The sequence below is a fragment of the Micromonospora sp. NPDC048842 genome (genome assembly GCF_040649935.1).
GTDB classification, from domain to species: domain Bacteria; phylum Actinomycetota; class Actinomycetes; order Mycobacteriales; family Micromonosporaceae; genus Micromonospora; species Micromonospora hortensis.
This window is the reverse complement of the sequence record NZ_JBEZGK010000003.1, coordinates 268,138-290,098: the sequence shown is the minus strand read 5'-3', so window position 1 is coordinate 290,098 and position 21,961 is coordinate 268,138. Positions and strand designations below refer to the sequence as shown.

General features: G+C 70.4%; 13 protein-coding genes. 2 read left to right on the top strand and 11 right to left on the bottom strand.

The genetic code is table 11. From position 1 onward, the window contains the following. Window positions 1–72: 72 nt before the first annotated feature. The 7 genes from AB0C19_RS06125 to AB0C19_RS06095 all read right to left on the bottom strand — a co-directional run bounded on the left by AB0C19_RS06125 (window position 73) and on the right by AB0C19_RS06095 (window position 10,973). Window positions 73–2,211, bottom strand: coding sequence for an alpha-glucuronidase (locus tag AB0C19_RS06125; RefSeq protein ID WP_357180179.1), 2,139 nt, complete (start codon window positions 2,209–2,211; stop codon window positions 73–75). Beyond that, window positions 2,208–4,241, bottom strand: a complete 2,034-nt coding sequence (locus AB0C19_RS06120; protein WP_357180175.1) for a beta-galactosidase — start codon at window positions 4,239–4,241, stop codon at window positions 2,208–2,210. Before AB0C19_RS06120 ends, AB0C19_RS06125 begins: the two co-directional genes overlap by 4 nt. After that, complete coding sequence (locus tag AB0C19_RS06115; protein ID WP_357180172.1) at window positions 4,238–4,927, bottom strand: DUF624 domain-containing protein; 690 nt, start codon at window positions 4,925–4,927, stop codon at window positions 4,238–4,240. Before AB0C19_RS06115 ends, AB0C19_RS06120 begins: the two co-directional genes overlap by 4 nt. A gap of 86 nt (window positions 4,928–5,013) precedes the next feature. Continuing rightward, entirely contained in the window at window positions 5,014–6,651 is a 1,638-nt protein-coding gene (locus AB0C19_RS06110) for an extracellular solute-binding protein (RefSeq protein WP_357180169.1), read from the bottom strand. 53 nt (window positions 6,652–6,704) lie between these two features. After that, on the bottom strand, window positions 6,705–7,613 hold the full coding sequence (locus AB0C19_RS06105; RefSeq protein ID WP_357180166.1) for a carbohydrate ABC transporter permease: 909 nt from the start codon (window positions 7,611–7,613) through the stop codon (window positions 6,705–6,707). Continuing rightward, window positions 7,610–8,599, bottom strand: a complete 990-nt coding sequence (locus tag AB0C19_RS06100; RefSeq protein ID WP_357180163.1) for an ABC transporter permease subunit — start codon at window positions 8,597–8,599, stop codon at window positions 7,610–7,612. The genes AB0C19_RS06105 and AB0C19_RS06100 overlap by 4 nt, the downstream gene beginning before the upstream one ends. 10 nt (window positions 8,600–8,609) lie before the next feature. Beyond that, the gene (locus AB0C19_RS06095) at window positions 8,610–10,973 is read right to left on the bottom strand and encodes a glycoside hydrolase family 3 N-terminal domain-containing protein (RefSeq protein ID WP_357180160.1); all 2,364 of its coding nucleotides are present in this window, start codon (window positions 10,971–10,973) and stop codon (window positions 8,610–8,612) included. 319 nt (window positions 10,974–11,292) lie between these two features. Here AB0C19_RS06095 and AB0C19_RS06090 point away from each other — a divergent pair, with 319 nt between their 5' ends. Together AB0C19_RS06090 and AB0C19_RS06085 are read left to right on the top strand one after the other, a co-directional pair. After that, a complete protein-coding gene (locus tag AB0C19_RS06090) occupies window positions 11,293–12,330 on the top strand; it encodes a LacI family DNA-binding transcriptional regulator (RefSeq protein WP_112698181.1) in 1,038 nt (345 codons plus the stop codon). A gap of 21 nt (window positions 12,331–12,351) precedes the next feature. After that, window positions 12,352–13,350: an acetylxylan esterase gene (locus tag AB0C19_RS06085; protein ID WP_357180155.1), complete on the top strand. Its 999-nt coding sequence runs from the start codon at window positions 12,352–12,354 to the stop codon at window positions 13,348–13,350. A gap of 19 nt (window positions 13,351–13,369) precedes the next feature. On the opposite strand, the gene AB0C19_RS06080 is transcribed toward AB0C19_RS06085, so the two are convergent. The 4 genes from AB0C19_RS06080 to AB0C19_RS06065 all read right to left on the bottom strand — a co-directional run bounded on the left by AB0C19_RS06080 (window position 13,370) and on the right by AB0C19_RS06065 (window position 21,952). Continuing rightward, complete coding sequence (locus AB0C19_RS06080; protein ID WP_357180152.1) at window positions 13,370–17,014, bottom strand: hypothetical protein; 3,645 nt, start codon at window positions 17,012–17,014, stop codon at window positions 13,370–13,372. Window positions 17,015–17,446: 432 nt separating this feature from the next. Continuing rightward, entirely contained in the window at window positions 17,447–17,911 is a 465-nt protein-coding gene (locus AB0C19_RS06075) for a MaoC family dehydratase (RefSeq protein ID WP_357180149.1), read from the bottom strand. A gap of 20 nt (window positions 17,912–17,931) precedes the next feature. Beyond that, window positions 17,932–19,080: an acyl-CoA dehydrogenase family protein gene (locus AB0C19_RS06070; protein ID WP_357180146.1), complete on the bottom strand. Its 1,149-nt coding sequence runs from the start codon at window positions 19,078–19,080 to the stop codon at window positions 17,932–17,934. A 46-nt stretch (window positions 19,081–19,126) separates the two neighbouring features. Next, the gene (locus tag AB0C19_RS06065) at window positions 19,127–21,952 is read right to left on the bottom strand and encodes an AAA family ATPase (protein WP_357180143.1); all 2,826 of its coding nucleotides are present in this window, start codon (window positions 21,950–21,952) and stop codon (window positions 19,127–19,129) included. Window positions 21,953–21,961 lie beyond the last annotated feature (9 nt).

Sequence of the window (21,961 nt, the reverse complement as noted above, 5' to 3'; positions counted from 1 at the left end):
AGCTGCCAGGCCACTGAGGCGCACGGCACGAGGGCGGCCCGACCGGATGGCCGAGCCGCGCCTCACCGCCGCTCAGTAGATGTCCCGCCCTCGCTCGTCCGGCACCCCGGACTTGCGGAAGAAGTACGTGTTGATCTGGTCGCGCCACTCGGTGGCGCAGCGCACCTGCTCGTCGAGGCGTTCGGCGACCCGCTCGTACACACTCGGGTCGATCATGCCGGTCAACGTCTGCCACTTCCGTCGCATCACCGTCACCTCCTCGACCCCCGCGAAGTGGGTGTCGTAGATGTGCTGGATGACTGTCGAGCCGCTGTGCAGCACATGCCCGTACGGCACGTGGTGGAAGAAGAGCAGCAGCTCGTCGGGGCAGGTCTCCAGTGACTCGTACACCTGCGCCCAGTACGGCGGGTACTGGCCGGCGAAGCCGGTGCCCGACGCGCGGCTGCGGTCCACGCCGACGCCGTCGCGGTCGGCGAAGTGGTAGGTGCCCCACCGCGTGTACTCGTATCCGTCGACGCCGGGGCCGTAGTGGTCGCCGGGGTTGACCATGAAGCCGACGCCCAGCGGGGCGGTGTAGCGCTCGTACGTGCGCCACGAGTCGTCCATGATCTCGTGCAGGGTCCGCCGCACCAGTTCCGCGTCGGCGGTCGCCGACGGCGGAAAGGTCAGCGTGATCCACTCGTCGAGGATCGCCGTCGGGTCCCGCCGAGGGTCCCAGGCCAGCCGGCCGAACGTGTACAGGTTGGCCTGTGCCAACGGATGCCCGGTCCAGAAGAGGTCGTCGCCGACGTTGGCGACGGCGACCATCCCGCCGCCCGCCGCCGACTCCCCCGTGACCACGTCGGCGATCGTCCGCCCGCCCGGCCCCCAGGGGGCGAAGCCAAGCACCTCACTCCACCACGGGCCGAGGTGGCAGACGTGCCGCTGTTGGCCCGTGTACTCCTGGGTGACCTGCAACTCCACCGCCAGCCGGGTCGCCGGCATCGCGGCGAGCACCGGCGAGACCGGCTCGCGGGTCTGGAAGTCCACCGGGCCGAACTTCACCTGGACGACCACGTTGGTGCGGAACCGCCCGTCGAGCGGGGCGAAGTGGTCGTACGCGGCCCGAGCCCGGTCGGTGGACCGGTCCCGCCAGTCCTGGTGGTGGTTGTAGACGAACGCCCTCCAGTGCACCACTCCCCCGTGCGGGGCGAGCGCCTCGGCCAGCAGGTTCGCCCCGTCGGCGTGGTCACGGTCGTACGTGAACGGGCCTGGTTGCCCCTCCGAGTCGGCCTTCACCAGGTAGCCGCCGAAGTCCGGGATGCGGTCGTACACCCGCCGGGTGGTAGCGGACCACCAGACCCGCACGGCCTCGTCCAGAGGGTCGGCGGTCGGCAGGCCACCGAGGACCACCGGCGCGGCGAAGCTGACCGACAGGTGCACCCGGATGCCGTACGGGCGCAGCGCGTCGGCGATCTCGGCCACGTCGCCGAGCCGTTCGGTGAGCAGCAGCGCCTCGGTACGGGCCACGTTGACGTTGTTCACCGATATCGCGTTGACCCCGCAGGAGGCCAGCAGCCGCCCGTACTCCCGCACCCGGGCCAGGTCGCCGCGCGGACGGCCGTCCTGCCAGAAGATCGAGCCGCCCGCGTACCCCCGTTCGACCTGGCCCATCACCGGGTGCACGGCCACGTTGTCCCAGTGGTTCAGCATTCGTCGGCGTAGCGCCGGCCGGTGCCGCTCCGGGGGTCGGGCCGGGTCGAAGGCCGCAGCGCAGAGCCGGACCACGTGGAAGAGCCCGTACAGCAGGCCGGCGGGAGCGTCGGCCAGCACCGCTGTCACGTCGCCGGCCCGCGCCAGCACGAAACCCTCGTCGCCGAGCGTCCCGCCGTCGCCCAGCTCGACCAGCGCCGCTTCACCGGCGGCGCGCGCCGCCTCCACCGCCGGGTTGGGCAGCTCAGTGGCATCGCGCAGGGCGAGCACCAGGTCGACGTCGACATCCCAGGACGGGGAGTGCCACACCCGTCCGCCGTAACGCGCGCACGCGCGCGAGACCTCGTTGAGGACGGTGTCGACGAGCAACCCCTCGCCGTGCAGGAGGATGCGGCGCGCGCCGAGCGACCGGAACGCCTCCGGGGGCAGCCAGGCCGGGTGGACGCGCGGCTCGTCACCGTCCATCGGCTCCTCGACGAACATCAGCTGCTCCAACTCCACCGACTCTTCGGCGTTCACCGGTCCTCCTCCAGCACGACAACCCCGTACGCCGGCAGCCGCAGGGCACCGCCGGCCGCCGTACGGTCGCCGGTGAGCAGGTCGACGCCGCCGGCCCGGGCGGTCACCTCGACCGGCTCGGCGCGGTGGTTGAGCAGAAACAGCAGCCGCGACCCGTCCGCCGCGACCCGCACGGCGGACTCCAGGTCCGGCACGTCCGGGTAGGGCCCGAGCAGGTCGTGCCGGGCGAGCACCTGCCGCACCACCCAGGACACCCCGGTCTGGTCCAGTCCGGCGGCCACGTACCAGCCGTCGCCGGCACCGAAGGAGTTGCGCGTCACCGCCGGCGTGCCCGCGTAGAAGTCGGCCTGGTAGGTGCCGACGACCTGCGCGCCCTGCGGAATCACCAGCTCGAACAGCAGTCGCGCGTCGACGTCGACCTGATCCACGCCGTCGCCGAGGCGGACCCTGTTGACCACCTCAGGGCCGCGGGCGTCCCACTCGTCGATCCGGACGCCCATGAGCTGCCCGAGCGGGCCCGGTACGTCCATCAGGAACGCCTGGTCGTTCTCGTCCACCCGGCCGGACAGGTAGGTGGTCAGCACCGACCCGCCGCGCGTCGCCACCGCCTCCAGCCGCTGCGGCAGGTCACCCTTGAGCAGGTGCAGGGCCGGGGCCACTACCACGTCGTAGCCGGACAGGTCGGCGGTCACCGCGACGACGTCCAGGTCCACACCGGCGTCCCAGAGCGCCCTGTGGTACGCGAGCACTACCTGCTGGTAGCGGATCAGCCGGGACGGGCCGTCGGACAGCTCCAACGCCCACCAGCTGTCCCAGTCGAACAGCAACGCCACCCGGGCCGGGGTGCGCGCGCCCAGCGATGCCGGGCCGAGCCGTTCCAGTTCGGCGCCCAGCTCGGCTACCTCCCGGAACACCCGGGTGTCGGAGCGACCGGCGTGCCCGATGACCGCACCGTGGTACTTCTCGCTGGCCCCACGGGAGGCACGCAGCTGGAAGAAGAGCACAGCGTCGGCACCGTGCGCCACGGCCTGCCAACTCCACAGCCGCATCAGCCCGGGGCGCTTCAACGGGTTGACGTCACGGCACGCGGTGAAGCTCGGGGTCTGTTCCATCAGCCAGAACGGCTGGCCGTCCTTGAGCCCGCGCATCAGGTCGTGGGTCAGCGCCATCCGGGCCGCCGACTCGTCGTCGGGCGGGTAGTTGTCCCAGGAGACGAAGTCCAGATGAGGAGCCCAGCGGTGGTAGTCGATCGGCCGGTACATGCCCATGAAGTTCGTGGTCACCGGCAGCGTCGGGCTGGACTCCCGGATGGCCGCCTTCTCGTCGCGGAAGTTGGTCAGCATCGCGTCGGAGGTGAACCGCAGGTAGTCCACTGTGATGCCCGGGAACGCGGTGTGGTCCGGGCCGCGCCAGTGCTCGGTCAGCGCCGACGGCGGCTCGATCTCGTCCCAGTCGGTGAAGGTGTGCGACCAGAAGGTGGTGTACCAGGCCTCGTTCAGCTCGTCGAGGGTGCCGTAGCGGTGGCGCAACCAGCTCCGGAAGCCGGACGCGCACAGTGCGCAGTAACAGGCGCCGCCGTACTCGTTGCCGACATGCCAGGCCAGCACCGCCGGGGTGTCGGCGTAGCGGCGGGCGACCCGGCGGGCCAGCTCGGTCGAGAGCCGGCGGAAGACCGGCGAGCTGGGGCAGGAGTTGTGTCGCTGCCCGAACCGGTGCTTACGGCCCTCGAAGTCGGTCCGGGTCACCTCGGGGTACGCCTTCGCCAACCACGGCGGGTGGGCTCCGGTGCCGGTGGCCAGGCAGATCCCGCGTCCCTCGGCACTGGCCCGCTCGACGATCCTGTCCAGCAACGCGAAGTCGTAGGTGTCCTCGGCGGGTTGGGTGAGCGCCCAGTCAAACACCCCGAGGGTGAACAGGTCGATCCGTGCGCTGTCGAAGAGACGGTAGTCCTGCTTCCACACGTCCTCCGGCCACTGTTCCGGGTTGTAGTCGCCCCCGAAGGGCACCTTGGCGCTGAGGGGCAGGCTCATGAGGTGAACTCCTTCCGGATCAAGTGGATCATCGGTTCGCTGATGCGCAGGTACGCCAGCACCGCGATCGACGCGAGCAGCATCAGCACCGCATCGGAGAAGACCGCTGTGATCCCGGCCGCCGCGGCCAGCAGCAGGGCGTTGCCGACGGAGACACCTGGGGTACGCACGAGGAAGTGCACGGCCAGCCGGAGCACGTCGCGGGTGCGGAAGTCGAACAGTGACGTGATCACCAGGGCGTTTGCCGCGCAGAGCGTCACTCCCACTCCGATCAGCACCAGTGGCACCGCCCACCAGCTCGACAGGCCGACCGCACCGGAGTAGGCGAGGTTCACGGCGAGCACTGTCAGCCACAGCAGCGTCGGGACCCAGACGCGCAGCACGCCGAGCCCGTTGGCCCGGTAGCCTCGCCAGAACAGGGCAGCCGGGCGCAGGTCGGTCAGGTCGGCTCGCTGGTGGCGCAGGGCGTACAGGGCGGCGGAGACAGCCGGGCCGACCGGTACCAGGAGAAGCGCGGCCAGCGGCAGGTTGCTGGGGTCGCGGCCCAGCACCAGCAGCGGGAGCAGGGCGGGCACTGTGACGAGCAGCAGGAGCAGCTCGACCGCGAGCAGGATGTAGACGCGTGAGGTGATCCGCGACAGTGGTCCGTCGCCGAACTGTCGCCGGGTCTGAGTCGCGCCACTCACGCTCGCTCCCTCCGGTCGACGTGGCCGATCCGTGGTCGTCGGAGTCCGGTCGGGCCGCGACAGGCCGCCCGACCGGACTCCGCTGATCAGCCGTTGTTCTTCTGGAACCGCTCGTACGCCTTGTTGACCAGGTCGATGTACTGGTCGGAGTTCTTGGCCTTCAGCTCGGCCACGTACGCGTCCCACTCGCTGAGCGGACGCTGCCCCAGGGCGAACTTCAGCGTGTTCTGAGTGACGAAGTCCTTCAGCGGGGTCTCCCAGAGCGACACCTGCTCGCGTTCCTCGTCGGTCAACGGGCGCGGCGGGGGGACCTCCCTCGGCTTGCGGGCGTCCATCACCTTCTGGAACTCCAACTCCTCCGGGGAGAAGAACCCACGAACCAGGTCGGGGGTGCCGCCGTAGGCGAAGACGCCGTTCTGGAAGCCGAACTCCTTCTGCAGGTGCTTGGGCGCCTTCGGGTGGAGCCCGAGGAAATCGACGTCGGCGGTGAGCGAGCGCTTGCCGGACGCGTCCTTGGTGAAGGTGGTGCCCTCGATGCCCCAGCGGGCGAACTCCATGCCGGCGTCGGAATACCAGAGCCAGTCGATGAACTGCATCATGGCCACGAAGTTCTTGCTCTCCCGGGCCTTCGAGGAGATCATGATGCCGTTCTCCAGCCGGGGGAACGGGTTGATCTCGCCGGCCGGGCCGATCGGCAGCGGGATCTTGGCCATCTTCGCGTTCGGCAGGGTCTTGGCCAGGTCGGGCCGGTGGTTGTTGACGAGCGTCTGCGCGTTGCCGGTGACCATGAAGGACTTCCCGTTGGCCAGCTTCTGCCGTGCCTGGTCATCGGTCTGGGTGAAGCTCTCCGGGTCGAGCAGACCCTCGGCGACGAGCTTGTGCAGGAACGTGACCATCTGCTTGTACTGGTCGGACGAGCCGGTGTAGTTGAACTTCTTCGCTGCCGGGTCCCAGGTGGCGTGCTGGAAGTCCCAGCCCGCGTAGGTGCCGTGGGCCGAGCCGAGGAGGTTCAGCAGCGCGCCGGTCGGATTGGGCTTGCTGAAGAGGTCCGAGTACGGGTAGACGTTCGGGTACTTCGCCTTCATCGCCTTCATCACGGCGTACAGGTCGTCCCAGGTCTTCGGGACGGGCAGGTTGAGCTCCTGCATGATGTCGGTGCGCACCAGCACCGTGTAGTCCTGGGTGGGCTTCTCGTGGACGCCGGGCAGCAGGTAGAACTTACCGTCGGACTGCCGCAGGTTGTCGATCTCCGGCTTGAGGTTCCACTTGGTGATCTTTTCCTTGAGGTTCGGCATCAGATCCAGGTAGTCGCTCACCGGGAGAATCGCCCCGGAGGACACGAACGCGTCCTCCTGCGGGTGGTACGTCTTCGGGATGATCAGCGGAGCGTCTCCGGCGCCGATCAGCAGGCTGCGCTTCTGCTCGTAGTCACTCAGCGGCACGGCCACCGGATCGATCTTGACGTTGGTCCGCTTGGTGAGCTCCGACCAGAACAGCCAGTCTTCCTTGAGCGGGTAGAACGTGTGGTTGTTGTAGAGGGTGGTGAAGGAGAGCGCCTCGGTGGCCTTGAACTGGTCGCCGACGCCGTAGTTGGCCATCGCGCCGACCTTGTTCTCCGAGAGGTCGGTCGACTCACCGGGGTCCTCAGAACAGGCGGTGGCAAGGGAGAGCGCGAGCAGACCCGCGGTGGTCAATGCCACGCGGCGCCACGTCTTGTGGAGCATGGCTCGTCCTTTCGGTGGTGGGGATTCGAATGTGGAACGGTGCGGCGTCGACGTCACCCCTTGACCGCGCCGAGCATCACGCCGCGGACGAAGTAGCGTTGGACGAAGGGGTAGACCGCCAGGATCGGCAGTGTGGTCAGCACGATCGTCACGGCCTGGAGGGTGGCCGCGGCCTGGACCTTGTCGGCGTCGGCGGCGGCGGACTCGGCGCTGGTGGCTCCCGCGATGAGGTTGCGCAGGTAGACGGTTACCGGCAGCAGGTCCTGCCGGTCCATGTAGAGGAACGCGGCGAACCACGAGTTCCAGAAGGACACCGCGTAGAAGAGCACCATCGTCGCGATGATCGCCTTCGACAGCGGCAGCACGATCCGCAGGAGGGTGCCGTACGTGTTCAGCCCGTCGACGGCCGCGGCCTCCTCCAACTCGCTCGGCAGACTCTCGAAGAACGCCTTCATCACCAGCAGGTTGAACACACTGATGGCATTGGGGATCACCACGGCCCAGATGGTGTTCTTCATGCCCAGGCTGGTGACCAGCACGTAGTTGGGGATCAGGCCACCGGAGAAGAACATGGTGAACAGTGCGACACCGATGAGGAACGGGCGCCCCTTGAGCTGCGGCTTCGACAGCACGTACGCGTAACACGTGGTCAGCACGATCGAGATGAGCGTGGCGACCACCGTGTACACCACTGTGTTGCGGTAGTTCGTCCAGAACATCGCGTCCGACATCAGCAGCTTGTACGCGGTCAGGTCGAAGCCACGCGGGACGATGGTCACCTCGCCGGCGATGATGTACGCCTCTTCGCTGAGCGAGCGGGCCACGATGTTGAGGAACGGGTACAGCGTCACGACCACGACGCCGAGCAGGACGACGGTGTTGACCACCCGGAAGATCCGGTAACCCCGGCTGTCCACCGGCCCGCGCGTCTTCGGGGCGTCGATCTTCGTACCGAGGGTCACCACAGGCTCGTCCCCACAGTGCGACGGGAGATGACGTTCGCCGACAGGACGAGGATCAGCCCGATCACCGCCTCGAAGAGGCCGATGGCGGCCGCGTAGCTGAAGTTGCTCGACTGGAAGCCCATCCGGAACAGATAGGTGGAGACCACGTCGGCTGTCGGATACGTCAACGGGTTGTAGAGCAGCAGGATCTTCTCGAACCCGACCGCCAGGAAGCTGCCGATGTTGAGGATCAGCAGGGTCACCATCGTCGGACGGATGCCGGGCAACGTGACGTGCCAGGTCTGCCGCAGCCGGCCGGCGCCGTCGATCCGGGCGGCCTCGTACAGGTCCTCGTCGACGGTGGTGAGGGCGGCGAGGTAGAGGATCGTGCCCCACCCGACGGTCTGCCAGACCTCGGACGAGACGTAGATGGTGCGGAACCACTCCGGTTTCTGCAGGAACGCCACCGGGTCGCCACCGAACAAGCTGACGATCTGGTTGGCCGTGCCCTCGATCGAGGTCAACTGCATGACCATCGCCGCCACGATCACGATCGACAGGAAGTGCGGCAGGTAGGAGACGGACTGGACGAACCGCTTGAAGCGGCGGGCCCGGACCTCGTTGAGCAGCAGCGCCAGCACGATCGGCAGCGGGAAGCAGAACAGCAGGGTCAGCGTCCCCAGCACCAGGGTGTTGGTGAACACCTCCCAGAACGTCGGGTCGCTGAGGAACATCCGGAAGTAGCGCAGCCCGACCCAGTACTCACCGAAGATGCTGCCGCCCGGCTTGAACCGACGGAACGCGATGATGTTGCCGATCATGGGCAGGTACCGGAAGACCAGGAAGAACAGCAGCGGCAGGATGGCGAGCGAGTAGAGCTGCCAGTCCCGACGCAGCGCCTGCCGCCAACTGCGACGGCGTCGTGGCGAGCGCGGGGCAGGGCTCTGCGCCTGCTGCGGAGAACTCGGCGGCGCCGGCGGTGGTGGCCGCAGGGTGGATGTCATCCGTGGCCTCCTATGCCGACTGTGGAACGGCCACGAGGGGCTCGACCCGTACCGAGGTGAGCAGTTCCCGCTCGAAACCGACCTGGCGCTCGGCGCCGACCAGTCGCAGCGGTAGGGCCGCCGCCACATCGCCGCTCGACCGGCCGAAGCGCAGCTCGACGTCGCCGGGCTCGACGATCCGTTGGCCGGTCAGCCCGGTGAACGACGCCACGTCGGCAGGTACGCCGAACGTCACGTGCGCCACCTCACCGGGTGCCAACGGCAGCCGGGTGTAGCCGATCAGCCGGACCACCGGACGGGTGGTCTGCGCGACCGGGTCGTGCAGGTAGAGCTGCACGACCTCGGTGCCCCCCCGCTCACCGGTGTTGGCGACGGTGATCCGCACCCGCACCTCGCCGTCGACCGGCCAGGCGATCGGATCTTCGCGCGGTTCGACCACCGTCGCGTCGGACCACTCGAAGGTGGTGTAGCTCAGCCCGTGGCCGAACGGGTACGCCGGGGTCGGGTCGATCGAGGAAACCTTGTTACGCCGGCCGAGCGGTGGCGCCAGGTAGGTGCTCGGCAGCCCGCCGGCGTCGCGGGCAACGCTGACCGGCAACCGCCCGGAGGGGTCGACCGCGCCGGTGAGCACCTCGGCGAGCGCCTGCCCACCGAGCTGACCGAGGAAGAACGCCTGCACCACGGCCGCCGCGTCGTCGAACTCCGGGCCGAGCGCGTACGGGCGGCCGGCCATCGACACCAGGACGACCGGGGTGCCGGTGGCCAGGACGGCGCGGACGAGGTCGCTTTGCACGCCGGGTAGTCGCAGGTCGACGGCGTCGCAGCCCTCACCGGAGGTGCCCCGGCCGAACATTCCCGCCCGGTCACCGACGGCGAGCACGCACACGTCGGCGGCGGCCGCCGCGGCGACAGCGGCCGGGATGCCCGAGGTGTCCTCGCCGGTGATGGCGCAGCCCGGCTCGTGGGTGAGCAGCGGGACGCGTCGGGCCAACTCGTCGCGCAGGGTGGGGATGTCCAGGCCGAGCCCGAAGTCGCTGTGGTTGACGCCCACGTGGTTGGGGAACGAGTAGCAGCCGAGCATGGCCATCGGGTCGTCTGCGACCGGACCGACGAGGGCGACCCGGCTACCCATGGGCAGCGGGAGGACGCCGGTGTTGCGCACCAGGACGACTGACTCCCGGGCCAGACGAAGGGCGATGTCCTGGCTGGCCTCGTCGTCGAAACGCAGGGACGCGACGTCGTCGGGCAGTTCCTGCCAGCCCTCGTCGAGCAGACCGAGCTCGATCTTCTGGATCAGCACCCGACGCAGCGCGCGGTCGATCAGCGCCTCATCGACCTCACCGCGGCGAGCCGCCTCCACCAACGGCTCGCCGAAGGTGTCCACCGTGGGCAGCTCGACGTCGATTCCGGCCCGCAGGGCGAGCCGGGCCGCGTCGGCGGCATCCCCTGCGACTCCGTGCAGGGTCTGAAGGAACCGTACGGCGAAGTAGTCGGCCACCACGGTGCCGGTGAAGCCCCACTCGTCACGCAACAACCCGGTCAGCAGCCCACTGTCGGCCGCGACGGGCAGGCCGTCGATCTCGGCGTAGGAGTTCATCACCGAGCGGGCGCCGCCGAGGCGCAGCGCCATCTCGAACGGCGGCAGAATGACGTCTGCCAGCTCGCGGCGACCCATCGGCACCGGCGCGAGATTGCGTCCGCCTCGGGAGGCGGAGTAGCCGGCGAAGTGTTTCAGCGTGGCCACCACGCCGGCCCGCTCCAGGCCCCGCACGTAGGCGGCACCTGTCGTACCGACCAGGTAGGGGTCCTCGCCGATCGTCTCCTCGGTACGGCCCCAGCGGTAGTCCCGGGTGACGTCCAGCACCGGGGCGAGACCCTGGTGCACACCGGCTGCGCGCATCGACCGCCCGATCCGGTCGGCCATCGCCTCGACCAGTTCGGGGTCGAAGGACGCGCCCCAGCTCAGCGGAGTCGGGTAGACGGTGGCCCGCCACGCCGCGAACCCGGTGAGGCACTCCTCGTGCACCTGCGCCGGAATGCCGAACCGACTGGCGGCCACGATCTGCGCCTGGGAGGCCGCCAGCGACCGGGCCCCGAGGACCGGGTCGACCGGGGCGGTGCCGAACGGGCGGGTCAACTGGCCCAACCCGTACTGGATGACAGTGCTCCACGGCGGCAACTCGCTGATCATGTCCGACTGGTGCGGTGCGACGCCCTCGCCACTGGCGTCGGCACCGACCCAGACCCCGACGAGCTGGGCGATTTTCTCTTCGAGGGACATCAATGGCAGAAGCGCCTCGACCCGCTCGGTCGGCGACAGCCGCTGATCACGCCACGGCGCGGCGCCGCCGTCCCCGAGCGACTGACTTCTCATGCCCTGACCCCTTAGCTCCGGCCACATCCCCGCGCCCTGGTGGAACCAGCTCTGTGGCGGACGTTTCCCACGATCCGAAACTTTCCGGAAGCCTGCGTAACCTTTTCGGCAACCTAAGTGCCCCATCGATGCCTGTCAAGAGTCTCAATCGGACCACCAGGGGGTGTTTCCTGCACACCGTGACCCCACGATCGGCGCTCCGTCGCCAACAAGCCGCACGGTGTCCCGGGAATGCGCAGCCCGACTGCGGCACCCACTGGCGTGAATGTCTCATCATGTTAAAGTCGCCCGAAACTTTCGGATGTTGTATGAGGCCGCGATGACAGAGCACCGCCCGCTCGACCCACCCGCCTCCACCACCATCGCGACCATCGCCAACGATGTCGGCGTCTCGGTCGCGACCGTTTCCAAGGTCCTCAACGGACGCGGCGATGTCGCCCCCGGCACCAGAGCCCGGGTGGAGGCGAGCCTCGACCGCCACCAGTACCAGCGCCGCGCACGTCGACACGCGACAAGCGGCGGCCGTGTGGACCTCGTGTTCCACGAGTTCGACACGGGTTGGGCGATGGAGATCCTGCGGGGCGTCGAGGCGGTGACCTCCGCGGCCGGCATCGGGCTGTCGATCGCCCAACTCGACGGCGCGCACCGCCCGCCGGCACGATGGCTGGAGGCGTTACTCGCCGACCGCCCCCTGGGCGTGGTGTTCGTCCTCTCCCACCTGGCCGAGGCCCAGCAGCAGCACCTGCGCCGACAGGGCATACCGTTCGTCGTCGTCGACACCGACAGCGCCACCTCGGCATCCGTGCCGACAGTCGGGTCGAACAACTGGAACGGCGGCCTGCTCGCCGCCCGGCACCTGCTGGAGCTGGGGCACCGACGGATCGCCATCATCTCCGGGCCGCCCGACGTGCTGTGCAGCCGCGCCCGCGCCGCCGGCTTCCAGTCGGCCCACGACGAAGCCGGGATCGTGGTCGACCGCGAGCTGATCCGCTACGGCAGTTTCTCCGCCGGAGCGGGGCACGCCCACGGGCTGCAACTGCTCCAGCGGCCGGACCGGCCCACGGCGATCTTCGCCGGGTCGGACATCCAGGCCATGGGGGTGCTCCGGGCCGCCCGCCAGTGCGGCCTGCGAGTGCCCGAGGACCTCTCGGTGATCGGGTACGACAACCTGCCGGTCTCCGCCTGGACCGACCCGGCGCTCACCACGATCAACCAGCCGTTGCGCGACATGGCCGGCATCGCCACCCAGATGTTGCTCGACCTGACCAGGGGGAACGAGCCGGCGACCAGCCGGATCGACCTGGTGACCGAGCTGGTCGTCCGGGAGAGCACCGCGCCCCCCGCCCACCCGCACTGACCCCGGCCCCTGCGAGGACCCGTGCCCCACTCCGCCTCCACCGTCGACGACCTTCAGCGGTACGCACCCGAGGTCGCCGAACCCGACGACTTCGACGAGTTCTGGCGAGCCACGCTCGCCGAGGCTGCCGCCGTACCGGTGCTCGTCGACGTCCGCCCCGAACCCACCGACCTACGGCTGCTCGACTCCTGGGACGTCACGTTCGCCGGCTTCGGTGGTGACCCGGTCCGCGCCTGGTACACCCGCCCGGCCGGGGTCCGAGAGCCGCTGCCGGCGGTGGTCGAGTACGCCGGCTACGGACGCGGGCGCGGCCTGCCCCACGAGCGGCCGACCTGGGCGGTGGCCGGGTACGCGCACCTGCTGATGGACAACCGGGGCCAGGCGGGGCAGCACGGCGCCGGGGACACCCCCGACCCGCACGGCGCGCCCGGCGGGCCCTGGCCGGTCACCTGGGGGATTCTCGATCCGCGCACCTACCACTACCGCCGCCTGATCACCGACGCCGTGCGGGCGGTCGAGGCGGTCCGTGCCCTACCGGGGGTCGAGGGTGACCGGGTCACCGTGGTCGGCAACAGCCAGGGCGGTGGCATCGCCCTGGCGGTGGCGGGTCTCGTCGAGGAACTCAGCGCGGTGCTGACCACCGCCCCGTTCCTGTGCGACATGCGCCGGGCCGTCGCGCTCACCGACCTCGCGCCGTACGGCGAGATCGCACGGTACCTGGCGGTGCACCGGGAGGCCGAGGAGGCGGTGTGGCACACATTGTCCTATGTCGACGGGGTGAGCTTCGCGCGTCGGGCGACGGCGCCGGCGCACTTCGGGGTCGGCGGACGCGACACCGTCTGCCCGCCGCGAACCGCCTTCGCCGCCTACAACCAATACGGAGCCGCGAACGGGAGGCCGGTCCCGCCCGAGCGGGAGATGCACGTCTACCCGTTCAACGGCCATGAGGGTGGGGAGGCCGTGCACGTGCGGCGTCAGCTGCGCTGGCTGGGCTCGGTGATAGATACAGCGCGGGCCTGAACGGTCCACCCCTTCCTGGTCACGGCTCCAGCAGGCTCTTGACCGGGGCACACGCGCGGCAGGACCAGACGCGTACGGTGCCGTCGTCATGCGTCGAGACGAGCCGCTCGCCGTCCGGGCTGAAGTCGACGGTCTCCACGGAGGCGCCGAATCCGCCGAAGGTCACGGACTGGGCGGCCTCCGACGCGTGCCACAGCCGGGCGGTGCCGTCCTTTCCAGAACTGAGCACCCATTGCCCATCCGGGCTGAACGACACGTGCCAGACGGGACCCTCGTGTCCTCGCAACACCATTGGCGCGCTGCCGCTCGTGACGGAATGGATCTGCACGGTGCCGTCGAAGCCGGCACTCACGACCCGTTGTCCGTCCGGGCTGAAGGCCACTGCCCATACCAGTCCCTCGTGACCGGGAAGTAGCAGTGGTTCGGCAGTGCCGGAGGCGTCCCAGATCCGTAGGGTGCCCTCCGCACCAGCTGTGGCGACCTTCCTGCCGTCCGGGCTGAAGGCGGCGTACCGGATCTCTTCGGCGACTCGATGGACCACCGGGGCACTCTGACCGGTGAGGTCCCAGATTCGCAGGCTCCTGTCGTTGCTGACGCTGGCCAGGCGACGGCCGTCAGGGCTGAAGTCGGCGATCCACGCCTGCTTCTCGTGCCCGCGAAGTACCACGGGATCCTGTCTGCCGGCGAGGTCCCAGACGCGTACGCTGCCGTCGCGGCCGCCGGTGGCCACACTCGTCCCGTCCGGACTCACAGTGAGACCGTAGACGTCGCCGTCGTGGCGGCCGAGTACCCGAGGCTCGGCCGGTGTGGCCAGGTTCCAGACCCGTACCGTGCCGTCCTCGCCGCCACTGACCACCCGCCGCCCGTCCGGGGTGAACGCGGCGGACCAGGTGGCCTTCTCGTGGCCCCGCAGGATCAGACGATCGCTGCCCGGGTCCCAGACCCGTAGCGTCCCATCATCGGCCGCGCTCACCAGCCGGGATCCGTCCGGGCTGAACGCCAACGCCCAGACCCGGTTGGTGTGGCCACGCAGCACCAACGGGTCACCGGTGCCGCTGGCGTTCCAGATCCGTACGGTCAGATCGTCACTGGTGGTCGCGAGCCACTGCTCGTCCGGGCTCAGCGCGAGCCCTTCCACAGTGCCCTCATGCCCACGCAGCACCACCGGGGCCGCCGACCCGGTCAGCGGCCACACCCAGGCCGTGCCGTCGGCGCTGGAGCAGGCCAGACGGGTGCCGTCCTGGCTGAACACCAACGTCCTGGTGGCCTCGCGTGGCCCGGTGAGAATCGTCCTGGTGGATCGCGCGGCCAGGTCCCAGAGGCGTACCGTCGCGTCGTGGCCGCTGCTGGCCAACTGGCGCCCGTCGGGGCTGAAGGCCACGCCGACCGCCACCTTGCTGTGCCCACGCAGCACCACCGGTAGGTCGTCGCCGCGGGCATCCCAGACCCGAACGGTGGTGTCCTCGCCGGCACTGGCGACCAACAGTCCGTCGGGGCTGAAGGCCACTCCCCAGACCGGGCCCACGTGCCCGCGTAGGACGATGGGCCCGGCGTTTCCATCGACCTGCCAGATCCGGACGGTGCCGTCCGAGCCGGCGGTGACCAGTCGCTTCCCGTCCGGGCTGAACATCGGGCTCCAGACCTGCCCCTCGGGCCCGCCGGTGAGAGCCAGTCCCGGTCCAGAGACGCCGTGGCCGGCCCAGGTCCACACCCGCACCTCGCCGTCCGTCCCGGTGGCCGCCACCCGCCTTCCGTCCGGACTGAACGCCACGCCCAATGCCTTCTGGCTGCTCATCGGCACAATCGCCTGCAGTCGGTCATCCACGGCAGCCTGGCGGAGCACCATCTCCGCGCCGACGGTCGGGCGGGTGGTCAGAGCGCGTCGGGCGAGGCGCTGCGCCTGCTGCGGATCGATCTGCAGTTGGTTGTTGGCCTCGACCGTCAGCTGCCGGGAAACAGCGAGGTCTCGTTCGGCGGCCGCCCGGTTCGCCTGCACCAGTGCCACTGCCGCGAGGACGCTCACCACGACAACGGTTGCCGCGAGCCCGGTCAACGCCATGCTGGTCCGCCGCCGTCGGGCTGCCCGGCGTCGGCTCTCTCGTGCACGGCTGGTCTCCAGAAAGTCCCGTTCCAGGTCACTGAGGTCCATCACCTGCTGCGTTCCCCAGAGCGCCAACTGGACCCCCCGATACAGGAATCCGTCCACGCGGTCGTGCCGATCCCACTCGGCGGCAGCCTCCGTCAGCCTGCGGTGGGAGCGCAGCAGCTCCCGATCTTCGGTCAGCCAGCGACGCAGCCGGGGCCACTCCTGGATCAGTGCCTCGTGGGCCACCATGACGCCCTTTTCGTCTGCGGTGACCAGCCGCGCGGCCGTCAACCTGCCCACCACCTCAGCCGCGGCCAATGGGTCTGCCCCGCCCACCAACTCGGCCAGGGGTGCCCGGCGTCGGGTGTCCTCGGTGCCGTCACCGAGGGCCGTCAGGCGCAGGAAGATGTCCCGGGCCAGCGCTCGCTGCCCCTCATCGAACTGCGCGTACACCCCCTCAGCGGTACGGGTGATGGCGCCATTCACCCCGCCCGATTCGCGGTAGTGGGCCAGTGTGATCCGCTTGCCCTGCCGCAGGCGCGACGTCTCCAACAGCGCGTGGGACAGCAGCGGCAGCGCACTCGTCTGACCGCCGACGTCCGCCACGGCCATCTCCACCAACGCCGGATCGACAAGCAGCCCGGCGCGCTCGGCGGGGCCGGTGATGGTTCGACGCAGATCCGCACCGTCCATCGGGCCGATCAACAGTTGGTGCTCGTGGAGAGCGGCCACCAAGGCCGGATGGGCGGCACACCGACCATAGAAGTCGGCTCGCACTCCCAGCACCACGCGGACCCTGGGGACCTCCGCCGCGGCGAGCAGCGCGGCGATGAACCCCGACCGCTCCTCTTCGTCGCGACAGAGGGTGAAGAGCTCCTCGAACTGGTCCACCACGATGAGCATGTTCGCCACCGATGGACGGGCGTCAAGAATGTGCTCGAGCGTCGCGCGAATGCTGGCCGGGTCATCGGCCAACTGACGCTGGACCGTTTCACGAGCCAGGTCCTGTTCCTTGACGAGCTGAAACGCGAGTTCTTCGATGGGATGTTCGCCGGGCGTCATCAGCACCGTGGCCCAGGCCGGCTGACCCTTCACCGGATTCTCGACCACGGCCGCTATCAGACCCGCTCGTAGCAGGGATGACTTGCCCGCACCGGACGGGGCGAAAACCGCGACGAATCGGAGGCGGGTGAGCATTTCACAGAGCTGAGCCACCAGGCGCTCGCGTCCGAAGAACCATTCCGAGTCTTGCGGCTGGAACGCTGCCATCCCCCAGTACGGCCCGCGGCTGCCCCCCGCCGTCCCGGCGGACGTCACGCTGGCGATCAGGCTGTGCCACCGTTCGGTCCATTCAGCCGGATCGCCCTCGCAGGCGGCCACGTACGCCAGCGTCACCTGAAGGCTCGGCACGGTCTCCCCGCTGGCCGCCTTCGCCAGGGTGGTCACCGAGAAGTGCGCGCGTCTGGCCAGTTGACGGTAGGTCGGCGAACCTGCCTTCGTCCGCAACTGGCGCAGGTCGAGCGCGAACCGCTCCAGCTCGCCTGCCTCCGGGTCGAGCGGCCGCTCAGGTCTGCCCACGATGTCCCCCGTCACGGAGTTGTTTGTCAGCCTGGCGACATGATTGGCAAACAATCCATGGGGGACTATATCTAGTTCCGTGGACGCCGATCGGCGAGTGTCGGGTAGCAGCCACAGCGCGACTAGGCGTGCGGCAACGTTCGACGACCCGACGCGATCGACGACACGGAGGAGGACTGGGAGGGGGTGTGTGATGCACACCAGAAACGGCATCGGTGTTGTTACCCGCAGCACTGATCGTCGTCCTGGAATCGGGGGGTGTCACGCAATCCCGGATTGGCGAGGGGGATTCTATTCGATTACGATTTCCCTATCACTCTGGCGACCAGCGCAAGTAACAAGACCAGTTCGGTCCGCACCGACTGCCAGTGCGGTGCGGCGACGGGGCGGCGACGGAATCCGTCGGCGCCCCGTCAGCTCGCGGAGGCGCGGTCACCGCTCCACGGCACGGTAGAGCCGGCTCACGGTCTCGGCCACGCAGACGGGCTTGCCGCCGCTGTCGCTCTCCACTGTGACCGTCACGACCAACTGCACGCCGCCGCTGACCGGCGACACGTCGGCGATGGTGGCGGTGGCGCGTACGGCGGCGCCGACCCGCAGCGGCGCGGGGAAGCGCACCCGGTTCAGCCCGTAGTTGACGCCCATCGCCACCCCCTCGACCCGGTAGAGCCCGCCCGCCAACGCCGGCAACAGCGACAGGGTGAGGTACCCGTGGGCGATCGTCCCGCCGAACGGCCCCGCCGCGGCTCGGACCGGGTCGAGATGGATCCACTGGTGGTCGTCGGTGGCGTCGGCGAAGAGGTCGACGCGGCTCTGCTCGATGCGCTGCCACGGACCAGGCCCGAAGCTCTCGCCGGTCGCGGCGGCCAACTCCTCGAACGAGGTGAAGACTCTCATGCCGGATCTCCCTACAGCTACTAGAAGGCGTTGACGCCGGTGAGCGCGCGTCCGATGAGGAGTTGCTGAATCTGGCTGGTGCCCTCGTAGAGCGTGGCCACCCGGGCATCGCGTAGATACTTGCCGACCGGATACTCGTCGATGTAGCCGTACCCGCCGAAGACCTGGACCGCGTTGTTGGCCGCGCGGACGGCGGCCTCACTGGCGAAGAGCTTGGCCATCGACGCCTCGGTGGCGAACGGCTGGTCGCTGTCGATCAGGTCGGCCACCTGCCACACCAGCAGCCGGGCCGCAGCGGTGTCGACAGCGATCGCGGCGAGCAGTTGTTGGACGAGTTGGTGTCCGGCGATCGGCTTGCCGAACTGGGTGCGCTGCCCGGCGTAAGCGACCGCCGCGTCGAGGCAACCCTGGGCGATGCCGACGCATCCGGCGGCCACCGACATCCGACCCTTGGCGAGGGTGGCCAGGGCCAGCCGGAATCCGGCGCCCTCGGCGCCGAGGCGGGCCGTGTCGGGTACGCGCACCTCGTCGAAGCCCAGCTCGCCGGTGGCCTGACCACGCAGGCCGAGCTTGCCGTGGATCTCCCGCCGGGTCAGCCCCGGGCTGTCGGTGGGCACCAGGAAAGCGCTGATTCCTCGGTGCCCGGGGCCGCCGGTGCGGGCGAAGACCAGCGCGACCTCGGCGGTGGTGCCGTTGGTGATGAACGTCTTGGTGCCGGTGAGCAGCCAGTCGGTGCCGTCGCGGACCGCACGGGTGCGCAGGGCGGCCGCGTCCGAGCCGCTGTCCGGCTCGGTCAGCGCGAAGCAGCCGAGTGCGCTGCCGGCACAGAGCCTCGGTAGCCACTCGGCGCGCTGTTCCGCGCTCCCGTGCGCGGCGATCGACTTCGCGACCAGGCCGAGGGAGACCGAGACGATGCCGCGCACCGCCGAGTCGCCCCGGCCCAGTTCCTCCAGGACCAGGCAGTACGCGAGGTGGTCGCCGCCGGAACCTCCGTCGGTCTCGGCGATGGTCAGCCCCAGGAAGCCCAGGTCACCGAGCATGCCGACGATGGCGGGGTCGACCGATTCGCGGCGATCCCAGGCGGCCGCGTGCGGCAGCAGCTCGCGGTCGGCGAACTCGGCGGCCAGCTGGCGGACCGCCGCCTGCTCGGCGGAGAGGGTGAGGTCCATGACGCTCAAACTAGCGGTGATAGTTAAACGCGTCCAGACCGGACGTTCACCGGTCGGAGGCCAGACCGACGTGCCGCTCGGCGGTGAACGCGCGGGCCAGCTCGGTCCGCGAACGGATGCCCAGCCGGTGGAACACGTTGCGCAGGTGGTGATCGACAGTACGGGTGGAGAGGAACATCCGGGCGGCGATCTCCCGGTTGGTGGCGCCCTCGGCGACCAACTCGGCGATCCGCAGTTGCTGGCCGGTCAACAACCGCGCCGCGGGCAGGTCCGGCGGACCGATCGACTCCCCGGCCGCCCGCAGCTCCGTGGTGGCCTGCTCGGCCCAGCACTCCACCCCGAGCAGGCTGAACATCTCGCGGGCCTGGTGCAGGTGCGTCCGCGCGTCGCGAGGGCGTCGACTGCGGCGCAACTCCTGGCCGAAGAGCAGTTCGGTGCGGGCCCGCTCGAACGTGCCGGCCTCGGTCGGGTGCAGGCGCAGCGCCGCCCGGAAGTCCCGTTCCGCATCGGCGCCGCCCCGAGGGGCGAGCAGTGCGTGACACCGCGCGGACAGGGCCCGGCGCAACGGGCTCGCCGTGCTGCTGGCCCACCTGTCGAACGCGGCGAGCGCGGCCGTCGCCGCCGGCCGGTGCGCCAGGTGCGCCGCCGCCTCCACCAGGTACGGGGTCGCCATCACCTGCACCAGGACCTGACCTCGACGCGTGCCGAGCCGGGCCAGCGACGCCAACCGTTCCGCGGCCTCGGCGTGCCGGCCGTCGACCAGGTCGAGCACCGCCAGGGCCCACGCGGCGAGCGCGTGCGGGCGGCTGCCCGGCGTCGGCGACTCGCCGATCTCGCGGATCCGCCGCAGGCTGGTCTCCCGATCGGCCCGGATCGCGGCGAGGACGGCGAGCATGCCCAGATGGACGTTGGCGCAGTTGACCTGCCCGGTTGCCCGAGCGACGCGCAACCCGTCGCGGGAGGTCTCCGCCGCCGCCTCGTGTCGACCCAGCCAGTACTCGGCGACCGCCCGCAGCTCCAACGCCCGCGACAGCATGGACAGCTCACCTCGTTCCCGGGCCAGCTCGACGGCGCGTTCGGCGAGCCGGTGGGCCGCGCCGTCCACGGCCACCAGCAGCCCGGCCGCCGCGGCGCAGCTGAGCGCGGTGGGGGTCAACGCCCAACCGGTCAGCCGGTCGCCCAGCACCACGGCGCGGCGCAGCGCGGGCCCGGCTCGCTCGTGGTCGCCCCGCAGAGTCGCCGCCACCCCGGCGATCAGACAGCCCATGACCTCCAGGGCCGGCGGGTCGTCCGGGCGCCGCAACGCCAGCGCCCGGCGGCCGACCTCGGCGTACCGGTACTGGTCGCCGGTGAAGCAGACCGCCTCACCGGCCCGCACCAGCCCGGTCAACGCCAGGGCACGGTCGGTGCCGTCCACCGCCGCGGCGGAGGCCAGCAGCGTGGCCGACGCACTCGACGCGGTGCCGCAGCGCAGCTCCAGCTCACCGCGGAGCAGGTCGGCGCGGCTTCGAACGACCGGGTCGACGCAGACCGCGCGGAGGCGGTCGAGCAGCAGCCGGGCCTCGTCGGGTTGCCCCCCGGCCCAGGCGTACCGGGCGGCGGTCAGCAGACGGGTGACGGTCAGCCTCGGCTGGTCGCTCAGTTCGGCGGCCCACCGCAGGGCCACCGAAGCGGCGGCCCAACCGTCGGATCCGCCGACCGCCGCCTGTTCCAGCTCGGCGGCGAGGACCGGATCGGCACCCGCCGTCGCGGCGGCGAGGTGCATCGCCCGGCGGAGCCGCTGCCCGTCCGCTACCAGCACCTCGGCGAGCAGTCGGTGCGCCGCGCGCCGCTCGGCGAGCGGCGCGCTGGCCGCGATCATCGTGCGCACCAGCGGCTGCGGAAAGGTGACACCTCGTTGCTCGACGCGGACCAGGCCGGCGACCTCCGCCGGTGCGAGCGCCTCGACCTCGGCGCCGGCGGCCGACGCGGCCCGGATCAGGGTGCCCGGCTCGCCGTCCTCGTCGAGCGCGGCGAGCAACAGCACCCGTCGGGTCTCCGGGGGCAGCCGGTCCAGCCGGGCGCGGTACGCGCGACCCAGCGCTCCATCCGCCGGTGGCGCGGCGGGCAGCGACTCCTCGCCCCGCCACTGCCCCGCGGTGAGCACCTCGGCGAGGTCCACCAGGGCCTGCGGGTTGCCGCCGCCGATCGTGGCCAACGCGGTAAGGGCCGACGCGGCTGGCCGGTCGGGGAGCCGGTCGACGCCCTCACGCCCGGTCAGCCGGTCGAGTCGATCGGTGAGGACGGCGCTGCTCTCGTGCTCGGTCAGCGCGCGCAGTCGGTGTGCCGGTATCCCGTCGAGGTTGGCGGTGACGTCCGCGGTGAGCAGGACGGCGAGCGGTAGGTGCCGCAGTCGGCGGGCCACGAACGCCAGCACCTGCGCGGTCTGCGGGTCACCTCGGTCGATGTCGTCCATGGTGGCGAGCAACGGCCGGTCCCGGGCGGCGGCGGCGAGCAGCCCGAGCACCGCCATCGACAGGGTCAACTGCCTGTCGGCCGGGCAGCTCTCCCCGGCCAGTGCCCGCCGCAGCAGTTGCCGCTGCTCCCCAGGGAGCGAGGCGGCCCGGTCGAGCACCGGGTCGACCAGACGTTGCAGGCCGGCGTACGGCAGGGCGGCCTCCTCGGCGAGCCCGCTGCCGGCCAGCACTGTGCAGCCACCCTCGGCGTGCCGATGGGCGTAGCCGAGAAGCGCTGTCCGGCCCGATCCGGGCTCTCCGCGCAACAGCAGGGCACCGCCGGCGTTGGTCATGCCGTCGAGCAGGCTCCGGACAGCCCGGCACTCGTCGTCCCGGCCACGCAGCACGGTTAGTTGCACTCTTGATGCAGTAACCATGCCTGCCAG